Origin of the sequence: Paenibacillus sp. FSL F4-0087, from assembly GCF_038020215.1 — a bacterium.
GTDB lineage: Bacteria > Bacillota > Bacilli > Paenibacillales > Paenibacillaceae > Paenibacillus > Paenibacillus taichungensis.
Window position 1 is genome coordinate 4671910 of the sequence record NZ_JBBODJ010000001.1, and the last position, 19175, is coordinate 4691084.

General features: G+C 46.5%; 15 protein-coding genes and 1 other annotated feature. Of the genes, 12 read left to right on the forward strand and 3 right to left on the reverse strand.

The genetic code is table 11. The features are described from left to right. The first annotated feature begins 73 nt into the window (after window positions 1-73). Together MHB84_RS21470 and leuS are read left to right on the forward strand one after the other, a co-directional pair. On the forward strand, window positions 74-1030 hold the full coding sequence (locus MHB84_RS21470) for a phosphotransferase family protein (RefSeq protein WP_076288057.1): 957 nt from the start codon (window positions 74-76) through the stop codon (window positions 1028-1030). A 98-nt stretch (window positions 1031-1128) separates the two neighbouring features. Next, window positions 1129-1395: a binding site (T-box leader), on the forward strand. A gap of 71 nt (window positions 1396-1466) precedes the next feature. After that, window positions 1467-3911 (forward strand): leucine--tRNA ligase, encoded by a 2445-nt coding sequence (gene leuS / locus MHB84_RS21475; protein WP_076288058.1) that lies wholly within the window; start codon window positions 1467-1469, stop codon window positions 3909-3911. On the opposite strand, the gene comER is transcribed toward leuS, so the two are convergent. Further along, complete coding sequence (comER, locus tag MHB84_RS21480) at window positions 3892-4737, reverse strand: late competence protein ComER (protein WP_076288059.1); 846 nt, start codon at window positions 4735-4737, stop codon at window positions 3892-3894. The two genes, leuS and comER, sit on opposite strands and share 20 nt — an antisense overlap. Before the next feature lie 186 nt (window positions 4738-4923). Between comER and MHB84_RS21485 the strand changes: the two genes are divergently transcribed. The 3 genes from MHB84_RS21485 to MHB84_RS21495 all read left to right on the forward strand — a co-directional run bounded on the left by MHB84_RS21485 (window position 4924) and on the right by MHB84_RS21495 (window position 9107). Beyond that, window positions 4924-5529, forward strand: a complete 606-nt coding sequence (locus MHB84_RS21485; protein ID WP_076288060.1) for a ComEA family DNA-binding protein — start codon at window positions 4924-4926, stop codon at window positions 5527-5529. A 96-nt stretch (window positions 5530-5625) separates the two neighbouring features. After that, window positions 5626-6147, forward strand: coding sequence for a deoxycytidylate deaminase (locus MHB84_RS21490; protein ID WP_076288061.1), 522 nt, complete (start codon window positions 5626-5628; stop codon window positions 6145-6147). A 104-nt stretch (window positions 6148-6251) separates the two neighbouring features. Then, window positions 6252-9107, forward strand: coding sequence for a ComEC/Rec2 family competence protein (locus MHB84_RS21495; protein ID WP_076288062.1), 2856 nt, complete (start codon window positions 6252-6254; stop codon window positions 9105-9107). Window positions 9108-9717: 610 nt separating this feature from the next. Here MHB84_RS21495 and MHB84_RS21500 read toward each other — a convergent pair. Then, window positions 9718-10020 carry a hypothetical protein gene (locus MHB84_RS21500; RefSeq protein ID WP_053781298.1) on the reverse strand — a complete coding sequence of 101 codons (303 nt, stop codon included), beginning with the start codon at window positions 10018-10020 and terminating at the stop codon, window positions 9718-9720. A 458-nt stretch (window positions 10021-10478) separates the two neighbouring features. Between MHB84_RS21500 and MHB84_RS21505 the strand changes: the two genes are divergently transcribed. The 3 genes from MHB84_RS21505 (at window position 10479) to holA (ending at window position 13559) form a co-directional block, all read left to right on the forward strand. Continuing rightward, window positions 10479-11027, forward strand: coding sequence for an RNA polymerase sigma factor (locus MHB84_RS21505; RefSeq protein WP_024628507.1), 549 nt, complete (start codon window positions 10479-10481; stop codon window positions 11025-11027). Next, the gene (locus tag MHB84_RS21510; protein ID WP_076288064.1) at window positions 11024-12283 is read left to right on the forward strand and encodes an anti-sigma factor family protein; all 1260 of its coding nucleotides are present in this window, start codon (window positions 11024-11026) and stop codon (window positions 12281-12283) included. The genes MHB84_RS21505 and MHB84_RS21510 overlap by 4 nt, the downstream gene beginning before the upstream one ends. Before the next feature lie 259 nt (window positions 12284-12542). Continuing rightward, window positions 12543-13559, forward strand: a complete 1017-nt coding sequence (holA, locus tag MHB84_RS21515) for a DNA polymerase III subunit delta (protein WP_076288065.1) — start codon at window positions 12543-12545, stop codon at window positions 13557-13559. A gap of 167 nt (window positions 13560-13726) precedes the next feature. Here holA and rpsT read toward each other — a convergent pair whose 3' ends face one another. Then, window positions 13727-13999, reverse strand: coding sequence for a 30S ribosomal protein S20 (rpsT, locus tag MHB84_RS21520; RefSeq protein ID WP_024628504.1), 273 nt, complete (start codon window positions 13997-13999; stop codon window positions 13727-13729). Between the two features lie 175 nt (window positions 14000-14174). Between rpsT and gpr the strand changes: the two genes are divergently transcribed. The 4 genes from gpr to lepA all read left to right on the forward strand — a co-directional run bounded on the left by gpr (window position 14175) and on the right by lepA (window position 19011). Beyond that, a complete protein-coding gene (gene gpr, locus MHB84_RS21525; RefSeq protein ID WP_076288066.1) occupies window positions 14175-15176 on the forward strand; it encodes a GPR endopeptidase in 1002 nt (333 codons plus the stop codon). A 164-nt stretch (window positions 15177-15340) separates the two neighbouring features. Beyond that, window positions 15341-16636: a stage II sporulation protein P gene (locus tag MHB84_RS21530; RefSeq protein ID WP_076288067.1), complete on the forward strand. Its 1296-nt coding sequence runs from the start codon at window positions 15341-15343 to the stop codon at window positions 16634-16636. A 54-nt stretch (window positions 16637-16690) separates the two neighbouring features. Further along, window positions 16691-17050, forward strand: a complete 360-nt coding sequence (locus MHB84_RS21535; RefSeq protein ID WP_076288068.1) for a DUF3679 domain-containing protein — start codon at window positions 16691-16693, stop codon at window positions 17048-17050. Window positions 17051-17196: 146 nt separating this feature from the next. Further along, window positions 17197-19011, forward strand: a complete 1815-nt coding sequence (gene lepA, locus MHB84_RS21540; RefSeq protein ID WP_076288069.1) for a translation elongation factor 4 — start codon at window positions 17197-17199, stop codon at window positions 19009-19011. Window positions 19012-19175: the final 164 nt, after the last annotated feature.

Sequence of the window (19175 nt, forward strand, 5' to 3'; positions counted from 1 at the left end):
GCCATAATAGTTGGATGGAAAACGTTTTCTAAATAGTAGAATCTTGAAAATTTAATTCCGGGTGGGATGTAGAATGGAAAGTACATACAAAACAAGGCTGACTTCTGAACAATTAGACAGAATTGTGCAGCAGCACTTTAACACAGGTATCCAAGAATACAAAGAGATGATCGACGGCTGGGCAAACCACGCTTACTTTATCACCAAGAAAGACGGACAGAAGGTTGTACTCAAAATTGCTCCTTCTAATGGCATTAAGCTGATGCGCTGTGAACAGCAAGTTATGGTTGCTGAGGTTGAGGCACTACGACTTGTGGCAGAACTTCAGGATGTACCCGTTCCCCGGGTATTGGCCTACGATCCATCGCTCACCCTGGTTCCGGCAGAATATTTTATTATGGAATACATGCCAGGAACGCCGTATAACAAAGTCAAAGATCAGTACAGTGCAGAAGAGCAGGAATCCATAGAGCAGCAGCTGGGTGCCCACAATCGTCGAATCAATGAAATTAAAGGAGAGAAGTTTGGTTACTTTTCCTCAAAGAAACCGCATTATACGACGTGGAGAGAAGCTTTCCTTTGCTTAATGGATGATATGCTGGGAGATAGCAAAGCAGCGGGTGTGGAATTTTCGATTCGTTATGAGGAACTGGAGCGTCTGATTCAAGAAAAATCGGATGTGCTGGATGATGTCAAAGAGCCTGTGCTTGTGCATTGGGATTTGTGGGATGGGAATGTATTTGTGGAGGCGGGGCAGATCACGGCCATTATCGATTTCGAACGTTCCCTTTGGGCAGATCCTCTGATGGAGCACTACTTCAGTCATTTTAATAATACACCGGGATTCCTCAAAGGCTATGGTAGAGCAGTTACAACAGACAGTGAACGAAAAAGAAGAAGTTTATATGATCTGTACTTTGATCTGGCGCTGAGAATCGAGTGTCCATATCGTCAATACGATAACAAGGAACACATTAAGTGGTCAATTGATAACCTAGAAGAAGGAATCAAGCGATTCCAGTCGTCTTAATGTGTATACTGATGCATGGCATTGCTTATACTCAACAGACAGTGTAATATTGACTTTAATGCTGTTTTTTTATATAATGTTTCCGATCATATCGTATACATATTTCGATGATAAGGATCAGTAGTGAGTCCTGTACATGACAGAGAGCCGGCGGTTGGTGCAAGTCGGTTGACAGTATTTCACGAACTCGCCTTGGAGAAATGCGGTGATTACACCATCTTGCAACCGACTCATTAACACTCCGGTTCAGGAATGGAAATCCGCATCGGTTAACCGCCGTTACAGGTCCAAAGGGAGTGGATGACGAAGCACGATCGTCCGCTAACTAGGGTGGTACCACGGGAATTCAACCTCTCGTCCCTAGCGCTGCAAACGCTACGGGATGCTGAGGTTTTTTTGTTGCAATAAAAGCGAATAACCAGAGGAGGAACAATAGATGAGTGAGAATCAACAGCCGAAACACGGCTATAAGCCACAAGACATGGAGAAAAGTTGGCAGCAATACTGGGATGACAACAAAACGTTTAAAACGGGTGAGGACCCGGCTAAACCGAAGTTCTATGCCCTGGATATGTTTCCATATCCATCCGGCTCAGGCCTGCACGTAGGTCACCCGGAAGGATACACGGCAACGGATATCGTATCCCGTTTCAAACGTATGCGCGGCTTCAATGTATTGCATCCAATGGGTTGGGACGCTTTCGGCCTGCCTGCTGAGCAGCATGCATTGGATACTGGTGAGCATCCACGGGATATTACATTCCGCAATATTGACAATTTCCGTCGCCAGATCAAATCACTGGGTTTCTCATATGACTGGGATCGTGAGATCAGTACAACAGACCCTGACTATTACAAATGGACGCAATGGATCTTCATCCAGTTGTACAATAAAGGCCTGGCTTATGTAGATGAAGTGCCTGTGAACTGGTGCGAAGCTTTGGGTACAGTACTGGCGAACGAAGAAGTTATCGATGGCAAGAGTGAGCGTGGTGGACATCCGGTCGTTCGTAAACCGATGCGCCAATGGGTATTGAGAATTACGGAATATGCAGAGCGTTTGCTGGAAGACCTGGAAGAGCTGGACTGGTCGGAAAGTATCAAGGATATGCAGCGCAACTGGATCGGCAAATCGACCGGGGCGGAAGTTACTTTTGCCATTGAGGGTCATGAAGAAGTCATCAAAGTGTTTACGACACGTGCAGATACTTTGTTTGGCGCAAGTTATGCTGTATTGGCACCTGAGCATGAGCTGGTGGAAGTCATTACAACTGCTGAACAGCGTGAAGCAATCAAGTCATATCAGGAACAGGCTGCTCGCAAAAGCGATCTGGAACGTACCGATTTGGCTAAAGACAAAACGGGTGTGTTCACAGGAACTTATGCAATCAATCCGGTAAATGGAGCGAAGGTGCCAATCTGGATCGCCGATTATGTTCTGGCTGGATACGGGACAGGGGCGATCATGGCCGTTCCGGGACATGACGCTCGTGACTGGGAGTTTGCAAAACAGTTTGGTCTGGACATCATCGAGGTTGTACAGGGTGGCGACGTGACACAAGAAGCGTATTCCGGAGACGGACCGCATGTGAACTCCGATTTCCTGAACGGATTGAACAACGAAGAAGCGATTGCGAAGATGATCGCCTGGTTGGAAGAGAACGGTAAGGGACAAGGCAAGGTCACCTATCGTCTGCGCGATTGGCTGTTCAGCCGTCAGCGTTACTGGGGTGAGCCAATCCCGATTCTGCATCTGGAAGACGGAACGATGAAGACGGTGCCGGAAGATCAATTGCCTTTGCTGCTGCCGGATATTGACCAGATCAAACCTTCGGGCACTGGAGAGTCACCACTGGCGAATGTTACGGAATGGGTTAACACCGTAGATCCGGAAACGGGAATGAAAGCACGTCGTGAGACGAACACAATGCCACAATGGGCCGGTAGCTGCTGGTATTACCTGCGCTTTATCGATCCGCACAATGACAAGGAACTGATCTCTCAAGAGAAACAGCAGCAGTGGCTGCCGGTTGATCTGTACATCGGGGGAGCAGAGCACGCAGTGCTTCACTTGCTGTACGCTCGTTTCTGGCATAAAGTGCTGTATGATCTGGGTGTGGTGCATACCAAAGAGCCGTTCCACAAACTGGTCAACCAAGGCATGATCCTGGGAACCAACAATGAGAAGATGAGTAAATCCCGTGGTAATGTTATTAACCCGGATGAGATCGTTAATGAATTCGGTGCAGATACATTGCGTCTGTATGAAATGTTTATGGGGCCTCTGGAGGCTACAAAACCGTGGAACGCTAACGGGGTTGAGGGCATGCATCGCTTCCTGTCACGTGTATGGCGTCTGTTCATCAACGAAGATACAGGTGCAATCCATGACAAGATCACAGTCGATGGTGGAACCGATGAGTTCAAGCGCACTGCACACAAGACAATCAAAAAGGTTACAGAGGATCTGGAACATCTGCGTTTCAACACAGCGATCAGCCAGCTGATGATCTTCATCAACGATGCATACAAAGCAGATACGCTGCCGCGTGAAGCCATGGAGAACTTTGTACAGCTGTTGTCACCGCTGGCACCGCATATGGCAGAGGAGCTGTGGAGTCGTCTCGGTCATGAAGGTGGAATCTCTTATGTAGCTTGGCCTGAGTATGATGAGTCCATGACGGTGGATGCCGAAGTGGAGATTGTTGTTCAAGTGAATGGCAAAATTGTAACCCGTGCTACGATCGCGAAGGATCTGGACGCACAGGGCATGCAGGACTTTACAATGGAACTGGCACCTGTGAAGCAGGCACTGGAAGGCAAGACCATTCGCAAGGTCATTGCCGTTCCAGGCAAACTCGTTAATATTGTTGCCGGTTAATCTCACCGGTTTTGAATAGTTCATCCAGCTTCAACAAATCTTCATCATATTTGTCGTGAGTCGTCTGGATCAGACTGTCAAAAACACCATTCAGACTTACCTTTAGCAGGGCAAGTGCCTGTGCGGTGATGCCGCCAGGTACAGCCACGCGAGCCTGAAGTTCTTGCGGGGTGTATCCTCCTTCGGTGAGCAGCTTGCCTGTTCCCAGGAGCATCTCGCCGGCAAGAGCGCAGGCGTCGGCTCGTTTGATGCCTGTAAGCTTGACGGCACTCTCGATCCATTGCTCCAGAAAGAACGATATGAATGCAGGTCCGCAGCTGGAGAAGTCGGATGTGATCCGGGTACAGGCTTCATCCACTTGATAGGGTCTGCCGATATGACTGAGCATCCCTTCCAGCACAGCGCGGTCTTCGGTAGTCATTCGCTCACCGTGAATACACAGGGACGCTCCGCTGCCGACCTGGTGCGTAACGCTGGGGATAACTTTGGAGACTTTGCAAGGAAGTGAAGATTCCAGATGGCGCAGCTGCACGGGACTGGTGATCGAGACGATTATATGATTGGGATTCACGACAGGCAGGATGTCGTCAATGACATGTTTGAATTCAAGTGGCTTCACGCACAAAAAGATGATATTGCTGCGGATGACGGTTTCCCGGTTGCTCTGTGATTCATGCAGACCGGGGTAACGGAGGGATAACTGCCGTACTTTGGAAGGGGTTCTATTGCTGGCGGCGATCTGCCGTGGCTCAAGTGCACCGGATTGAATCAAGGCATAGATCAGCAGGCTGCCCATGCTGCCGGTTCCGATAAATCCAACCTTCATTGTTCAGGCCTCCTTTCATGCTTTACGGTAATGGCGCAGTTCTTTCCCTCTAGTGTATGCGTCAGGACCTGCTTCACATGACATGAAAATAGTACAGCTTGGTTTACCAGGCAAGTCCAACGGTTCGGAAGCACCGCCCGTGTTCAGAATAGATTTATTTTGAATCCAGGGAGAGGTGTGGAAGAGATGAGATGGAACAAGGGGATGACCATTGCTGCTGCGGTGGTCGGATGTATACTAATATTATGGTCGGGCAAAAGTGAACAGCCGCCTTCTGGCTGGGAACCTATGCAGCTCGCCACCGAGAAGCCGACGATAGAGCAGGAAACCCCTGCTGTACAGTCGGCTACTTTGGTTCAGGAACAAACGAAAGCTTCCGATGCAGAACAGAGACCGTTAACAACAGAGGCCCCTGTAGAGACTAATCTGGTTGATGCCACAGCAGGGAAAGTGGTTGATCAGACAGTTGCAGTGGATCAGACAGTTGCAGTTAAGCAAACGGATACTCCTACTGATGGGACACAAACGAAATCCGAGGCAGCGGTTGTTTCAACAGACAATAACCAAGCAATGGTGAGCAATGAAGCTGTCGACAATGGTAAAATTGATGTCAATACAGCTCCGGCAGCGAAGCTTATGGACCTTCCTGGAATTGGGGAGAAAAAGGCGCAAGCCATTATTGATTATCGTAATTCGCATGGTCCTTTTACCAAAGTCAGCGATCTGACCAAAGTGAAAGGAATCGGAATGAAGATGCTGGAGAAAATGGCTCCTTATGTGCAGATCAGGTAATCGCGCAATATTAAATATTAGGATATAAGTTGAATTGGAAATGACATAAGAAAGAGGTATGGGTTCAACTTTCATCAGATGGGGAGGGAAACGGTTATGAGCACAGCAGACGTACGCAAAGACTGGGATACGTATTTTATGGACATCGCATATATGGTCTCTACCCGTTCCCGCTGTTCACGCCGCCATGTTGGCGCCGTACTTGTGCAGGGGAAGAAACTGCTTGGAACAGCCTATAACGGTGCGCCCATGGGGGTTCCGGACTGCTCTGAAGCAGGATGCATGATCTCGGAAGAATACGAGCTGGTGGTAACCGACGGTCAGGAGGAAATGGTTAAAAAGCAACGTTGCATTCGTACCATTCATGCGGAGCAGAATTTGCTTTTGTTCACCGATCGAATTGACCGCGAAGGCTCTTCTGTATATGTCACGGATGAACCTTGCTGGACTTGCTCCAATATGCTCGCGAATAGCGGTATTACAGAAATCGTGTTTCATCGCCCATATCCCAAGGATACAGGCAAGGTTACCAACATGATGAAGCAAAAAGGCATTACGTTTCGTCAGCTGGGAAATTACCAGCCTCCACGTGAGACGATGATGACGGTAAGTGATTAGAACCAAAATAATATTCAAATTTGCGGGGAAGAACCTCCGGTTGCTGTATCAGCTGCCGGGGGTTTTTCTGCGTTCATACGGGTGACACAAAGGAGGGGAAGAAAATGAAAGGCAGACCTTTACTGGTATTTACCGTCTGCTGGTTATGCGGTAGCGGGATGGCATGTGCATTATCGGGTTGGTCCTTGATCGTGGGAATGATCGGGGCATTCGTTTGTCTGCCTCTTTTACTACGATGGATTGATATACGAGGTTGGTCCATCTTGTTGCTGATCGGAGCACTCGTTGGCGGTGCTGTGCACTGGGAATGGAATGATGCGCGGAATCGGAGCAGTCTGCCCGATATCACACATACGGCTGCGGAGGATTTGGACGGTTATGCAGCTACATTCGAAGGAACCCTTATGTCGGATGTACGCATAGATGGGGATCGGGCCGATTTTGAAATGCAGGTCACGTCGATGCTTTCACTATCCGATGCATCAACGGCAGTTGTGTCGGAAGCGGGAAATGCGTCTAACTTGAGAGAACGTCTAATGGTCCAAGTTCGCCTGGCTGAGGAAGAAGAACAGCAAGTAGCAGCGGGGTGGAAGCGAGGAGATTCGATCACGTTGACGGGTGCGCTTACGCTTCCCGGCGAAGCCAGAAATTTTGGAGGGTTTGACTATCGAAATTACTTAAGAACTCTTCAGATCCATTGGTTGTTTAAAGTGAAGGGGGCCAGTTCAGTAACCACCGTTCCGCCTGAAGGGCTGGGGAAACTCAACATCCTTCGGTGGAATGACATTGTGAGGCATAAGCTTGGCGCAGCGGTAGAACGGATATTTCCCGAACCTCATGCGGGCTATATGAAAGGTCTGATTATCGGGATGGCTAATGATATCGATCCTGATACATATGGACAGTTTTCACAGCTTGGTTTAACTCATATATTGGCGATCTCCGGAACACATGTCGCGGTTTATGTGGCATCGCTGCTGCTCCTTTTATCTTGGCTTAGGTTAACCCGAGAAACCTCGCTCACCATTGTGTTACTGCTAATACCTGCATATGTACTGTTGTCTGGCGGTTCGCCATCGGTCATTCGTGCGGGTATCATGTCCATGATTGGTTTGTATATGGCGCGGCGTGGGCTTGCGCGGGATGGATTGCAGATGATCAGTGCAGCAGCGTTGTTGATGATGTGGTGGAACCCGTATTTTTTATTAAGCGTGAGCTTTCAGCTATCTTTTCTGGTAACAGCTGGACTAATGATTTACATGCCACTGATTAATCGGATATTTAGCAGTTGGCCCAAGGGCCTTGCAGCAACAGCTTCTGTGACGGTAACAGCACAGCTCATTTCGTTTCCGGTCACGATTCTGTATTTCAACCAGTTTTCACTGCTTTCATTTGTCGCTAACTTTCTGCTTGTATCTTTGATCAGTGCTATTGTACTGCCTCTTGGAACGGTTGCCCTGATTTTATCGTTTATTTGGATGCCTCTAGCCAAACCATTGGCGTGGATTGCTATTATGCTGAACAAATTGACCTTTGTAAGTGTGGAGTGGATGAACAGCTTGCCTGGTTTTGTGCTGATCTGGGCTACCCCATCGCTACTGTGGATTGCAGCATATTATGCCGTTCTCTATGCACTTTTGAGGGTCCTTCATCGCGGCCGAGGTGACCAACCTGCAGTTCAGGGCACAGAAGAGGATACGGCTCCGCTGAATCGCCGATATGTTGGGGGAACGCCTGAAAGGGCTCTGGGGTTGTCTAATATATCATCACAAGGTTTAAACAAAGGTGGACGTGAGGCTAGTCCTGGTTCGATGACAACATTAAGTGCAAGCATTGCCTGGCCGGAGTATACAAGTGCATTTGCTGCGCGAGGGGCGGGTTTTTATTCTGGTGAACGGATGAACGTCTTCCACAAATGGATGTGTGCGCTGCTAGCTCTCAGCTTTGTGGTGGGATTATGGTGGGCGTACCAGACACCGCAACCTGCGGGGACCGGAGTGGTGCAGTTTTTGGATATAGGACAAGGGGACAGTACACTTATTACAACACCTGAAGGTAAACATATATTGGTCGATGGTGGAGGTACAGTACAGTTCGGGAAGTCTGAACAATCCTGGAAAACAAGGCGTGATCCATACGAAGTAGGGGCCAAGGTGGTCGTTCCTTTATTAAAAAAGCGGGGCATTCATCGGCTGGACGCCGTAATCGTAACCCATGCCGATCAGGATCATGCTGGGGGATTACAGGCTGTGCTCGAACAGATCCCGGTGGAACGGTTCATGTTTAATGGGACAACCAGTGGTACAGCCAATTTTGAGAAATTGCTGGAAACCGTTATAGACAAGCAGATACCGTTATATGCCATTCGCCAAGGGATGTCTTACGATCCGGATAGAGAAACCAGACTTCATTTTATATATCCGGATCTGGAGAAAGTGATGGATACAGGAGAAAGATTGCCCGTCTCAGAACATCAGAATCATGATTCGGTTGTCTTTTTGCTGGAGATGGCAGGCGCCTCCTTATTGTTCACGGGAGACATGGATGCTGCAGCCGAGCAGGATCTGCTCTTTATGATTCAGGATGGATCGCTTGCAGCTTCGTTTGGAGAGTACGATGCAGATGCTGCATTAGCAGATGGTACTGTTCAGGAGATGTTCACACGTCACTCGGGGGAGAATCATAAGGAGGTTCCTGTCACCATAGATGTATTAAAAGTTGCACACCACGGTAGCAAAACATCGTCAACCGAAGCTTGGTTACAGTACTGGAATGCATCCGCATCCGTGATATCTGCTGGGGCCAACAATACATATGGACATCCCAATCCTGGTGTGCTTGAACGTCTTGTTGATTCGGGTACAGAGATCTATCGAACTGATCGAATGGGGGAAATTCAGATGAGAATCAAAGATGGAGAGATTGATGTGCGTTATAAGTTGACGATGGATGAATCATGAATTTTTGTGAGAGTTGGCTAAAATGGATTACTCTCTTGCTTTTGAAATACCAACTATTAAGCTAATTATAGTCGCACTGAATAAGTTAATCGTGTGATCGATTTCATCCCATGTTTTATGGCGTATTATCATATTGAATACAATAAATGATAGACTACAGAGTAGAAAAAATCCTAGGAAGTATTTTAAGAAGATTTTCAAATTCATAAATCTGCCTCATATCCGCTTATAAATTTTGTTGCACCGTTGTGGACTCTATTTCGTTTTGTGCGGCTTGAATTACTATAAAAATAGTGTCCCGATTTTCCGTTAGTTGTCTGATTTCGCTTCTATACGCACCTATATTTTCTATTTTAAGTTATAAAGCGGGATTAATTATGCTGTTTATGTGAATCTAATGTAAAATATGTAATACTTCTGCGTTAATCATGTTCGCTCAATAAAGGTGAAATCTACACTGTCCCAATCCACAATCTTATTGTCATTTATTAATTTTATGTATGAAGCACTTCATATGCTCAAAGAATGATACCAAAAGCCCGCTTTCCGGATACTCCTCGGGGAGAATGCCGGAAAGCGGGCTCATTTTGGAATGACTTATAACAATGAATTATTCAACGCCATCTTTAAAGTGTTTACTCCAATGTTTGTCACCTTTGTGCAACAGATCTTCTACAGTTTTCTCAAGCGTAAGCAAGAGCTGTGCGCGAACATCAAGCACGGTTTCTCTGTACAAGCGTTCTTCCGATCCGACGATTTTATCGCCGTATAATGCCTGTGCAGCGGTGTATTTCCGATGTTCTTCAACTAGGGTATCGATAGATTGCAACGCATGTTCCACAAAATGGGATATGCTTTGATATTCTTTGGGCATTTGTTCTTTTAACGCTTGAATTTTTGCAAGAGCTGGCATGCTCATCACCTCGTGTTATGAATGTAAATTTACAATACACTGTTTTCATGAAAATTACATTAAAATGAGCTTAAATTTGTACGAAATTTGAATTTTTTTATTTTCAATGCTATAAGTGTGGTTAGCTATAATGTATGCCATTGTCATTAAATTGAGTCGTGTAAGTACTGGAATGACTTTTGAGCTGGCTTGATGACTCGTTATGCAATTTCTGTTATTCTAAGAGAAGATTTCAGCGGCCCGAATACATAAGCCGTTATTTTGTTATGGCAATATAAGAAAAACGTCTATCCACGTACCCCAGGGGAACAGACCGCGTTTAGTGGAAGTTTTTCTTGCGATATCAGGACGCGGTATCTCTGAAGTTTTACTTTATGATATCTAAAAAAAATACTTAACTTTGCAACAATTTTATTGATGGTCACGTCTGTAAGGTTGCAGGGAGAGGGGGATCCTTTGTGGTAGAGCCGGAACTCATCAGAGCCGCTCAATCGGGCGATCGCGACGCTCTAATTACCCTATTGCGGGACATTGAACAGCATGTTTATCGGACCGCATATTACATTCTAAATAATGAACAAGACGCTTTGGATGCTGCTCAGGAAGCGTTGATCCGAATTTACACCAAGATTAATTCATATGAGGAAAAGGCCCAGTTTAAGACATGGGTTCAGCGCATCGTCACGAATATCTGTATTGATAAATTCAGAAGAACCAAGCCCTCCGTCTCCATTGACGAGCATGATATGGTTTTTCAGGACAATCAGGATGTGGAATTCGAAGTGATGTCCACATATGTGGCAAAGGATATTCAGGATGCTATTAACAAGTTACCTGAGCATCATCGTACCGTTATTGTTCTAAGATATTTGCAGGACTTATCCTATAACGAAATTGCGGATTGCCTCGATCTTCCGTTGAATACGGTTAAATCTTATTTATTTAGAGCCAGACAGCAATTACAGAATCTACTACAGGAGTATCAGAAAGGTGGTGTGACAGGATGAAATGCGAAGAGGTGGTGGAATGGATGCACCGGTATCTGGATCATGATCTGGGCGAGGCGGAAACTGCGCAGATGCTACAGCATGTGGCCCAATGTCCGGAGTGCGCTGAAAACTTTAGTTTGCTCAGAGCTCTCTCCAGAGAACTGGAAGATTTGCCGCAGGTAACCCCGAGATTCAGTCTGGTTGATGCCATTATGCCGCAACTGGATGCAATCGACGAAGCAAAGAGGGAACAAAGCAGTACCATACAGGAAATGAGTCCTGTCCCTGCTGCGTTTGAGAATTTACAGCGTTCAAGTGAGCGAAAACCGAAGCAAAAATGGTTGAATTCCATGGCAGGCCGTATGTCCATGGGTGCAGCAGCAGCAGCAGTTGTACTGGGCGTTGCCATTTTTGGGTATCAACCAGAGAAGATTGAGAATGCGGAAGTGATGATGAGCACTGGAAGTACTCAAGAAGGCGGGAATGAGGATCAAAATCCACTGAGCAGAGAGATTAACAATGAAGATTCTTCCTCCTCTTTACAGAGCGATAACAGTGTCTGGGTTGATAGTTCGGAAAGTCAGCCATCCGCTGAAGATAAACAAGCTCAAGAGATTGGACCTAAAGAAGACAGTTCAGAGAAGGTGCAGGAACCTGAATTGAAGGAAGAACAAACTTCTAAACAGCCAGATACAGGGTCAGAATTGAACAAGAGTGATGCAACGAAAAACGCCCCGTCCAGTTCTAATCCTGCTGACAGTACCAAGAGTGTTGATCAGCAAAAAAGTCAGGATTCAGGAGCTAGTACTGGACCTTCGGGAGGTTCTACTGAGAGCGGAGCAACAGAGCCTGAAAATGGGGATGCACAATCATTCACTACTTCTCAGGATATGCCTGATGTTAAGGTAGAAGAGCCGACAGAGGGCCTGACGAGTCCTGATTCCGAGACAGGTATGGATGCTGCGGGAGGAAATAAAGGATTGACGGCCACCGATTCAGGTGCACTTGCCACCACGACTCCAAAAGAATGGAAATCACCCGATGGCTCCTATCTGGTCATGCTGCTCGGCGATCAGATCAGCATTTACTCTAAACCTGCCGCTGACTCGGATGTGCTAAATCTGGTTGAGCAACGTAATGTGGAGGGTACACTAAAATCAGCAAGCTGGTCTCAGGATAGCGCTGTATTTAATTACGAAACAGATCAAGATGGAACAACAGTGAAAAAATCGTTTAACGTGTCCACTGCCTCAAGCGGAACCTCTGCCAAATAGGCTGTAAATTATACGTTTGGCCTCAATAACTTGCCGAACATTTCTGTTGTATCAAGAATATATTGAAAGTAATAACAACGTCCTATCTCAGTTGGCATAACTGACGTCGTATGACCGCGCACCAGCTTTTTCTAGAATTGTTGGTGTCCGCGTTTATATAGATGTAGGACAGGGGGCCTTCATCCGTTAACCGGGTGTAAGGCCCCTTTGTTGTCTGTCACGTTTTCTGGTAGGATAAGAGGGATAAGGGGGCACCGTGATGGATGTAAAGAGTGCGACAAAGGCAATACGTAATGGAGAAACGGCTCCGGTATATGTGCTGTACGGAACGGAGAAGTATCAGATACAGCAATTTACGGATATGTTAAAACAACAGGTGATTGAAGAAGAGCACCGAGAATTTGCGATCATTCCATATGATCTCTCTGAGACACCTGTGGAGGTTGTCATTGAAGAAGCGGAGACGGTTCCTTTTCTTGTTCCACGTAAACTCATTATCGTTCGCGATGCTAATTTGTTTACAGCAGGCAAGGATTCCAAAATTGATCACCAGATTGATCGACTGCTTACATATATGGACAATCCGGCAGATTATAGTACGATTGTGTTTCTGGCTCAAGGGGATAAACTGGACGAACGTAAAAAATTAGTGAAGGCAGCGAAGAAACAAGCTGTTGTCCTTGCATTTGCTCCACTAAGTGGGGAGGAGTTGCTGGGTTGGATTGTAAAGCTGGCGAAGCAGCGGGATGTATCTTTTGAGGCTGGAGCGGCTGACACGCTTGTGAGCTATGCAGGAACAGGCCTTCAGACGTTATCTGCGGAAGTGGACAAGTTATGTTTGTTCGCTGGTAACGGAGGCACGATCAAGCGCGCGGATATCGAATCACTGGTGGCTCGAAGTACGGAGCAGAATGTGTTCGCTTTGGTGGAGGAGCTTGCAAACTTGAGGCTGGAGAAAGCTTTGGGTCTTTTTTATGAGTTGTTGAAGCAGCGTGAAGAACCGATCAAAATTGCTGCCTTGATTGCCCGTCAATTTCGAATTATGATTCAGGTAAAAGAGTTAGGGCAGCAGAGTTACTCCCAACAGCAAATTGCCAGCCAGCTTGGTCTGCATCCGTATGCTGTTAAAATTGCTGGTGAACAGGCTCGCAAGTTTCAGGCAGAACGTTTGAGGCTGATTTTGAGTCACCTCAGTGAACTGGATTATCAGATGAAGACCGGGGCAGTGGATAAAGTGCTCGGACTGGAGCTTTTCTTGTTAAGGCTCGGAGCTTAAACTTAGATATAACGGTAACACAAAGCGGCCTTTATTCCGTTGATGGTGAGATCATCGGAATAAAGGCCGCTCCGTTTCAATAGAGTGCTTATAGAATCAGATACTAAAAAATCCTGAAAGCTCGTGCTGTTCAGGATTTTTCCATTAGATCGTATAAGTAACGCTTCTTACGCTTGTGCGGAAAGAGCGTTCAGTTTTTTCGCCAAGCGAGACTTTTTGCGGGCTGCAGCATTTTTATGAACCAGACCTTTAGTTACAGCCTTGTCCAGCTTTTTGGAAGCAGCTTGAATCGCAGCTTTTGCAGTATCAACTTCGTTACTTACCAGAGCAGCATCAGCAGCTTTAACAGCTGTACGGAGTGCAGATTTCTGGGAAGCGTTGAGTGCGCGGCGCTTGTCGCTCGTTTTTACGCGTTTAACAGCGGATTTGATGTTTGGCATTACATTCACCTCCTGTAAGGCATTTGCATGAATACAAACGTTTCACAACTTAAAATATTCTAGCACGCTGGCATGCAAATTGCAACAGATTTTCCTATGATGTTCGACAGTGCTGCATAAAGCACACCATTTTCCCACACAATATGCTCAAATGCGGTAAGGGAGGCAGGGACAGATGACACTGGATTTGAAAAATTATGCAGTTCGTACCGACTTGGCAATTGACTCCAAGGAGATGGCTCAGGGTGGGCAGAAACAGACGATTCCCGGGCTGCGGGAGGATGTGGATGAGAAAGACGGTATTAAAATCACACGTATTGATGTGCTTGATGATGCAGCCGCTACAGCAATTGGGCGTGTAAAGGGGCACTATGTCACTTTGGAAGTTCCATCGCTTCGTAACGGGGATACCGATCTTCAGGAGCGGGTGGCGGCAGAATTCACGCGAGAGATGGAAGATTTTTTGGCCAAAGCGGGAATTAACAAGACGTCTAAGGTGCTGATCGTAGGTTTGGGTAACCTGAACGTCACGCCTGACTCACTTGGACCGCTGGTAGTGGAGAATCTGATGGTTACCCGCCAGTATTTTGAGCTGGTTCCAGATCAGGTTGCACCCGGTTATCGGGAAGTCAGTGCTATTGCGCCAGGTGTGCTGGGTACAACGGGTATAGAATCCAGTGACATCGTACAAGCGATCGTGGATCGAACGAAACCGGATGCAATCATTGCGATTGATGCGCTGGCTTCACGCTCCCTCGAACGTGTTAATACAACGATTCAAGTGGCAGACATCGGCATTCATCCTGGCTCAGGAATAGGGAACAAACGACGTGGACTGACACGTGAAATATTGGGTGTTCCCTGCATTGCCATCGGTGTACCAACCGTATGTTATGCATCGACCATCGTGAATAACGTCATCGAAATGATGCGTACTCATTTCCGACAAGAGACTGATCAAACGAAACAGATTATGGGCATGCTGGACGATATCGGCGAAAATGACCGTCTCAGTTTGGTAAAAGAGGTACTGGAGCCACTAGGTCATGATCTGATCGTTACCCCCAAAGAAATCGATGAATTTGTCGAAGATATTGCCAATATTATTGCAACAGGTCTGAATGCCGCGCTCCATGATGCGGTAAATGCTGAGAATGTAGCTGCCTACACCCATTAATTAACATTTTAAAATTTAAAATGATTGAGACTCCTGTGAAGAAGGTCCGAATCTATCGGACTTTCTTTTTTTGTATGCAATCTTCTTTTTCCTGTTCTATCAAATCTGGCAGGCTCATAGAGTTGAAGTATAAGCATTGTCCAGCAGGGAAGGAGACAGAAGCAATGAACAAAATATTGGCCTGGAATATTGGTAAATGGAAAAAGAGATGTTTGCACGTGCTGGCTATGGGCCGTACGTTATTGTTGCTTATGATCATATCTGCTTTGTTTTTTGTTGTACTCGGTCTGGGGGGCATGGCAGAGAAGCGTTTGAATAGCTCACCTGTTTCTTCTATGAAAGGGTTTGCGGGAGCCGTTTCAAGTAGCTTTTTTGTGGACATGCTCGGCATGGAAATGCCACATCTAACTCAGAAAGAACAAGCATCTGCATTTTCTGGTGAAAATCTGACTTCGTTTGTATTCCAACTGCTGACGAATGTTAATCCGCAAGACCCCAAAAGCCTGATCGCTAGAGAAATGCCTGGAATGGGTTCCAATCAACCCGTACTGCTGCGACCGGGCTCGGGAAATGAAAAAGCTGAAGCTCCAGAAGATTATCAGCCGGGTCCTGGACTAATTGATACGGCCTCGGCAGGCGGAGGGAAATCAGGTGGCGAGCAGCATATCCCACCAGGTCAGGATAATCCCGATCCATCCGATCCGCAGGAACCGGGTGATGGTGAAGTAAAGGGTGATCCCCCACCGAAGAATGGTGGTAAAGATGAACCGAGCAAACCAACGACAGGAAAAAAAGCGATTCTTGTTTACCATTCCCATCCACGTGAAGGATACAATCCTCTCTTGGGCACGAAGAGTGACAATCCTTCCTCTGGTAAATCGACTGGTAATGTTTTTCAAGTGGGAACCTACTTGTCCGACAGTTTGGAGAAGCTGGGGATTGGAGTGGAACATGCGCAAGAAGATTATCCAACCAAGGTCAAGGATTATAACTGGAATTATTCCTATAAATACTCCCGTCAGACGGTGAAAGCTGCACTTGCTCAAAATGACGATCTTACGTATCTCATCGATATCCACCGTGACTCTCAGCGTCATAACAAAACAACGACAACCATTAATAATCTGGGTTATGCCAAAGTATATTTTATTATAGGACATGAAAATCCAAACTGGCAGCAGAATGAAGCCTTTGCGGCCAAAATTCATAAGAAACTGGAAGCGAAATATCCAGGGGTGTCTCGCGGCGTCTGGGGTAAGGACGGCGGCGGGGCCAACAATGGCGAATACAACCAGACGCTTTCTCCCAACAGCATATTGATTGAGATTGGCGGCATCGACAATACAGCTGCTGAACTGGAGCGGACATCCAAAGTACTCGCCGACATGATCGCAGAGGTGTACTGGGATGATCAGAAAGTGGACAAAGCGAGTGCGGAAAAGACGTCAAAAGGTGGCTAGTAGTCCTGATATGGAAGAATAGAAGAATCGAAGATATAACAGGAGGCGAGGAACGTGTCCAGATTCGGTAAAAGATTGTTTTCCATCTGTGTATTGATGTTGCTGGGTGTTCTGTTTGGAATGCAGCTGGCAGGCAGCAGCTTTAATAGGGGCGATGATTCGACTAGCAACCCTGCAGTGGTGAAAACGGAGCCGGTGTCACCGGTTGCCGAGTCTGTTCCGACCACGTCCGTACAACAGGAGGTTAAAGAACCTCCAGCAGTAACTGTTCTGTCACCGAGTCAGGTGCTTGGCGCAGAGCAGAGCAAAGCGCCGGTCGACGTACTGGCTGACAAAACGGCAGGTCTTCTTCAAAATCTGTCCCATAACGGAATGAAGTGGGTTGTATCCTTATTTAGCGGAGTCGCTGAATAAAAGGCTATGAAATATAGGCAAAATATACCCTTGGAAGTTCGCAATTGTGACGATAATTATAAAGTTGAGGCAACGCGGGATTGATGCACCCTGCATCAACTGTTATAATGAAGTGATTGACACTAGGCTGTTTCTGGGGGTAAGGAATGACTGACATTCGGGCAAGACAACGTAAAATTCGTAACTTTTCAATTATTGCACATATAGATCACGGCAAATCAACACTTGCGGACCGGATCTTGGAGTACACAGGTGCGCTAACTACACGTGAAATGCAAGAACAAGTATTGGACCAAATGGAACTTGAACGCGAACGTGGAATTACGATCAAGCTGCAGGCGGTAGCGCTAACTTACAAAGCCGATGACGGCGAAGAGTATCTGTTGAATCTGATTGATACGCCTGGACACGTAGACTTCACATATGAAGTATCACGCAGCCTTGCTGCATGTGAAGGTGCTTTGCTGGTTGTGGATGCGGCTCAGGGTATTGAAGCCCAGACGCTGGCTAACGTGTACCTGGCATTAGATAATGATCTTGAAATTTTACCGGTAATTAACAAGATTGACCTTCCAAGTGCTGATCCGGATCGGGTTAAACAGGAAGTGGAAGATGTCATTGGATTGGATACAAGCAATGCAGTTTTGGCTTCAGCCAAAGCGGGTATCGGTATCAAAGAGATTCTGGAGCAAGTAGTGCAAAGTGTTCCTGCTCCACAAGGTGATCCTGACCAACCTTTGAAAGCGCTGATTTTTGACTCTCACTATGACCCATACAAAGGCGTAATTGTTTACGTACGTGTTGTAGACGGCAAAATCAAATCAGGTTCCAAAATCAAAATGATGGCAACAGGCAAAACGTTTGAAGTCATTGAAGTTGGAGCGTTCAAACCTCGCATGACTATCGTGGACGAGCTGAACGTAGGTGATGTTGGATTTATCGTTGCAGGTATCCGGCATGTGGGTGATACACAAGTCGGGGATACGGTGACAGATGCCAAAAATCCAACACCTGAACCTTTGCCGGGTTACCGCAAAATTAATCCAATGGTATACTGCGGTCTCTATCCGATTGAAACATCGGATTACGTTGACCTGCGTGAAGCGTTGGAGAAATTGCAGTTGAACGATGCATCGCTCAGCTTTGAGCCGGAGACTTCCAGTGCACTCGGTTTTGGATTCCGTTGCGGATTCCTTGGACTGCTTCACATGGATGTTATCCAGGAGCGGATTGAACGTGAGTTCAACATTCCATTGATAACGACTGCACCAAGCGTAATTTACCACGTGACGTTGACCAATGGTGAAGTTATGCAGATTGACAACCCATCCAACTATCCTGAGGTGGGAAGAATTGATTACGTTGAAGAACCGTATGTTAAAGCTTCGATTATCGTACCCAATGATTATGTAGGTACCATTATGGAGCTTTGTCAGAATAAACGCGGTGAATATGTGAATATGGAATATTTGGACACAACTCGGGTTACCATTACGTATGAGATCCCGTTGTCCGAGATTGTATATGACTTCTTCGATCAGTTGAAATCAAGCACCAAAGGATATGCATCCTTCGACTACGAGCTGTCCGGTTATCGTCAGTCTAATCTGGCGAAAATGGATATCTTGCTCAATGGTGAGCAAGTCGATGCCTTGTCCTTCATCGTTCACCGTGACCGTGCGTATAACCGCGGACGCATTATCTGTGAGAAGCTGCGCGAGCTGATTCCACGGCAAATGTTCGAGGTGCCAATTCAGGCATCTGTAGGTACCAAAGTTGTAGCTCGTGAAACGGTAAAAGCAATGCGTAAAAACGTACTTGCCAAGTGTTATGGCGGTGACATCTCGCGGAAACGGAAACTGCTCGAGAAGCAGAAGGAAGGTAAGAAGCGGATGAAACAGGTTGGTAACGTAGAGGTGCCGCAGGAAGCATTCATGGCGGTGCTGAAAATTGATGATTAAGAACGCAATCTCTGAGTACATCAAATTTTGTTATCGGAGAATGCGTTTAAAAAGACGTTTGCTTGCAAACGTCACGTGAACCCTTTCGGTACATCAATAATTTGTGTATGAAAGGATGAACGGATTTTTGGGTACAGCACAGAATGTGTGTATCAAAATTGAAT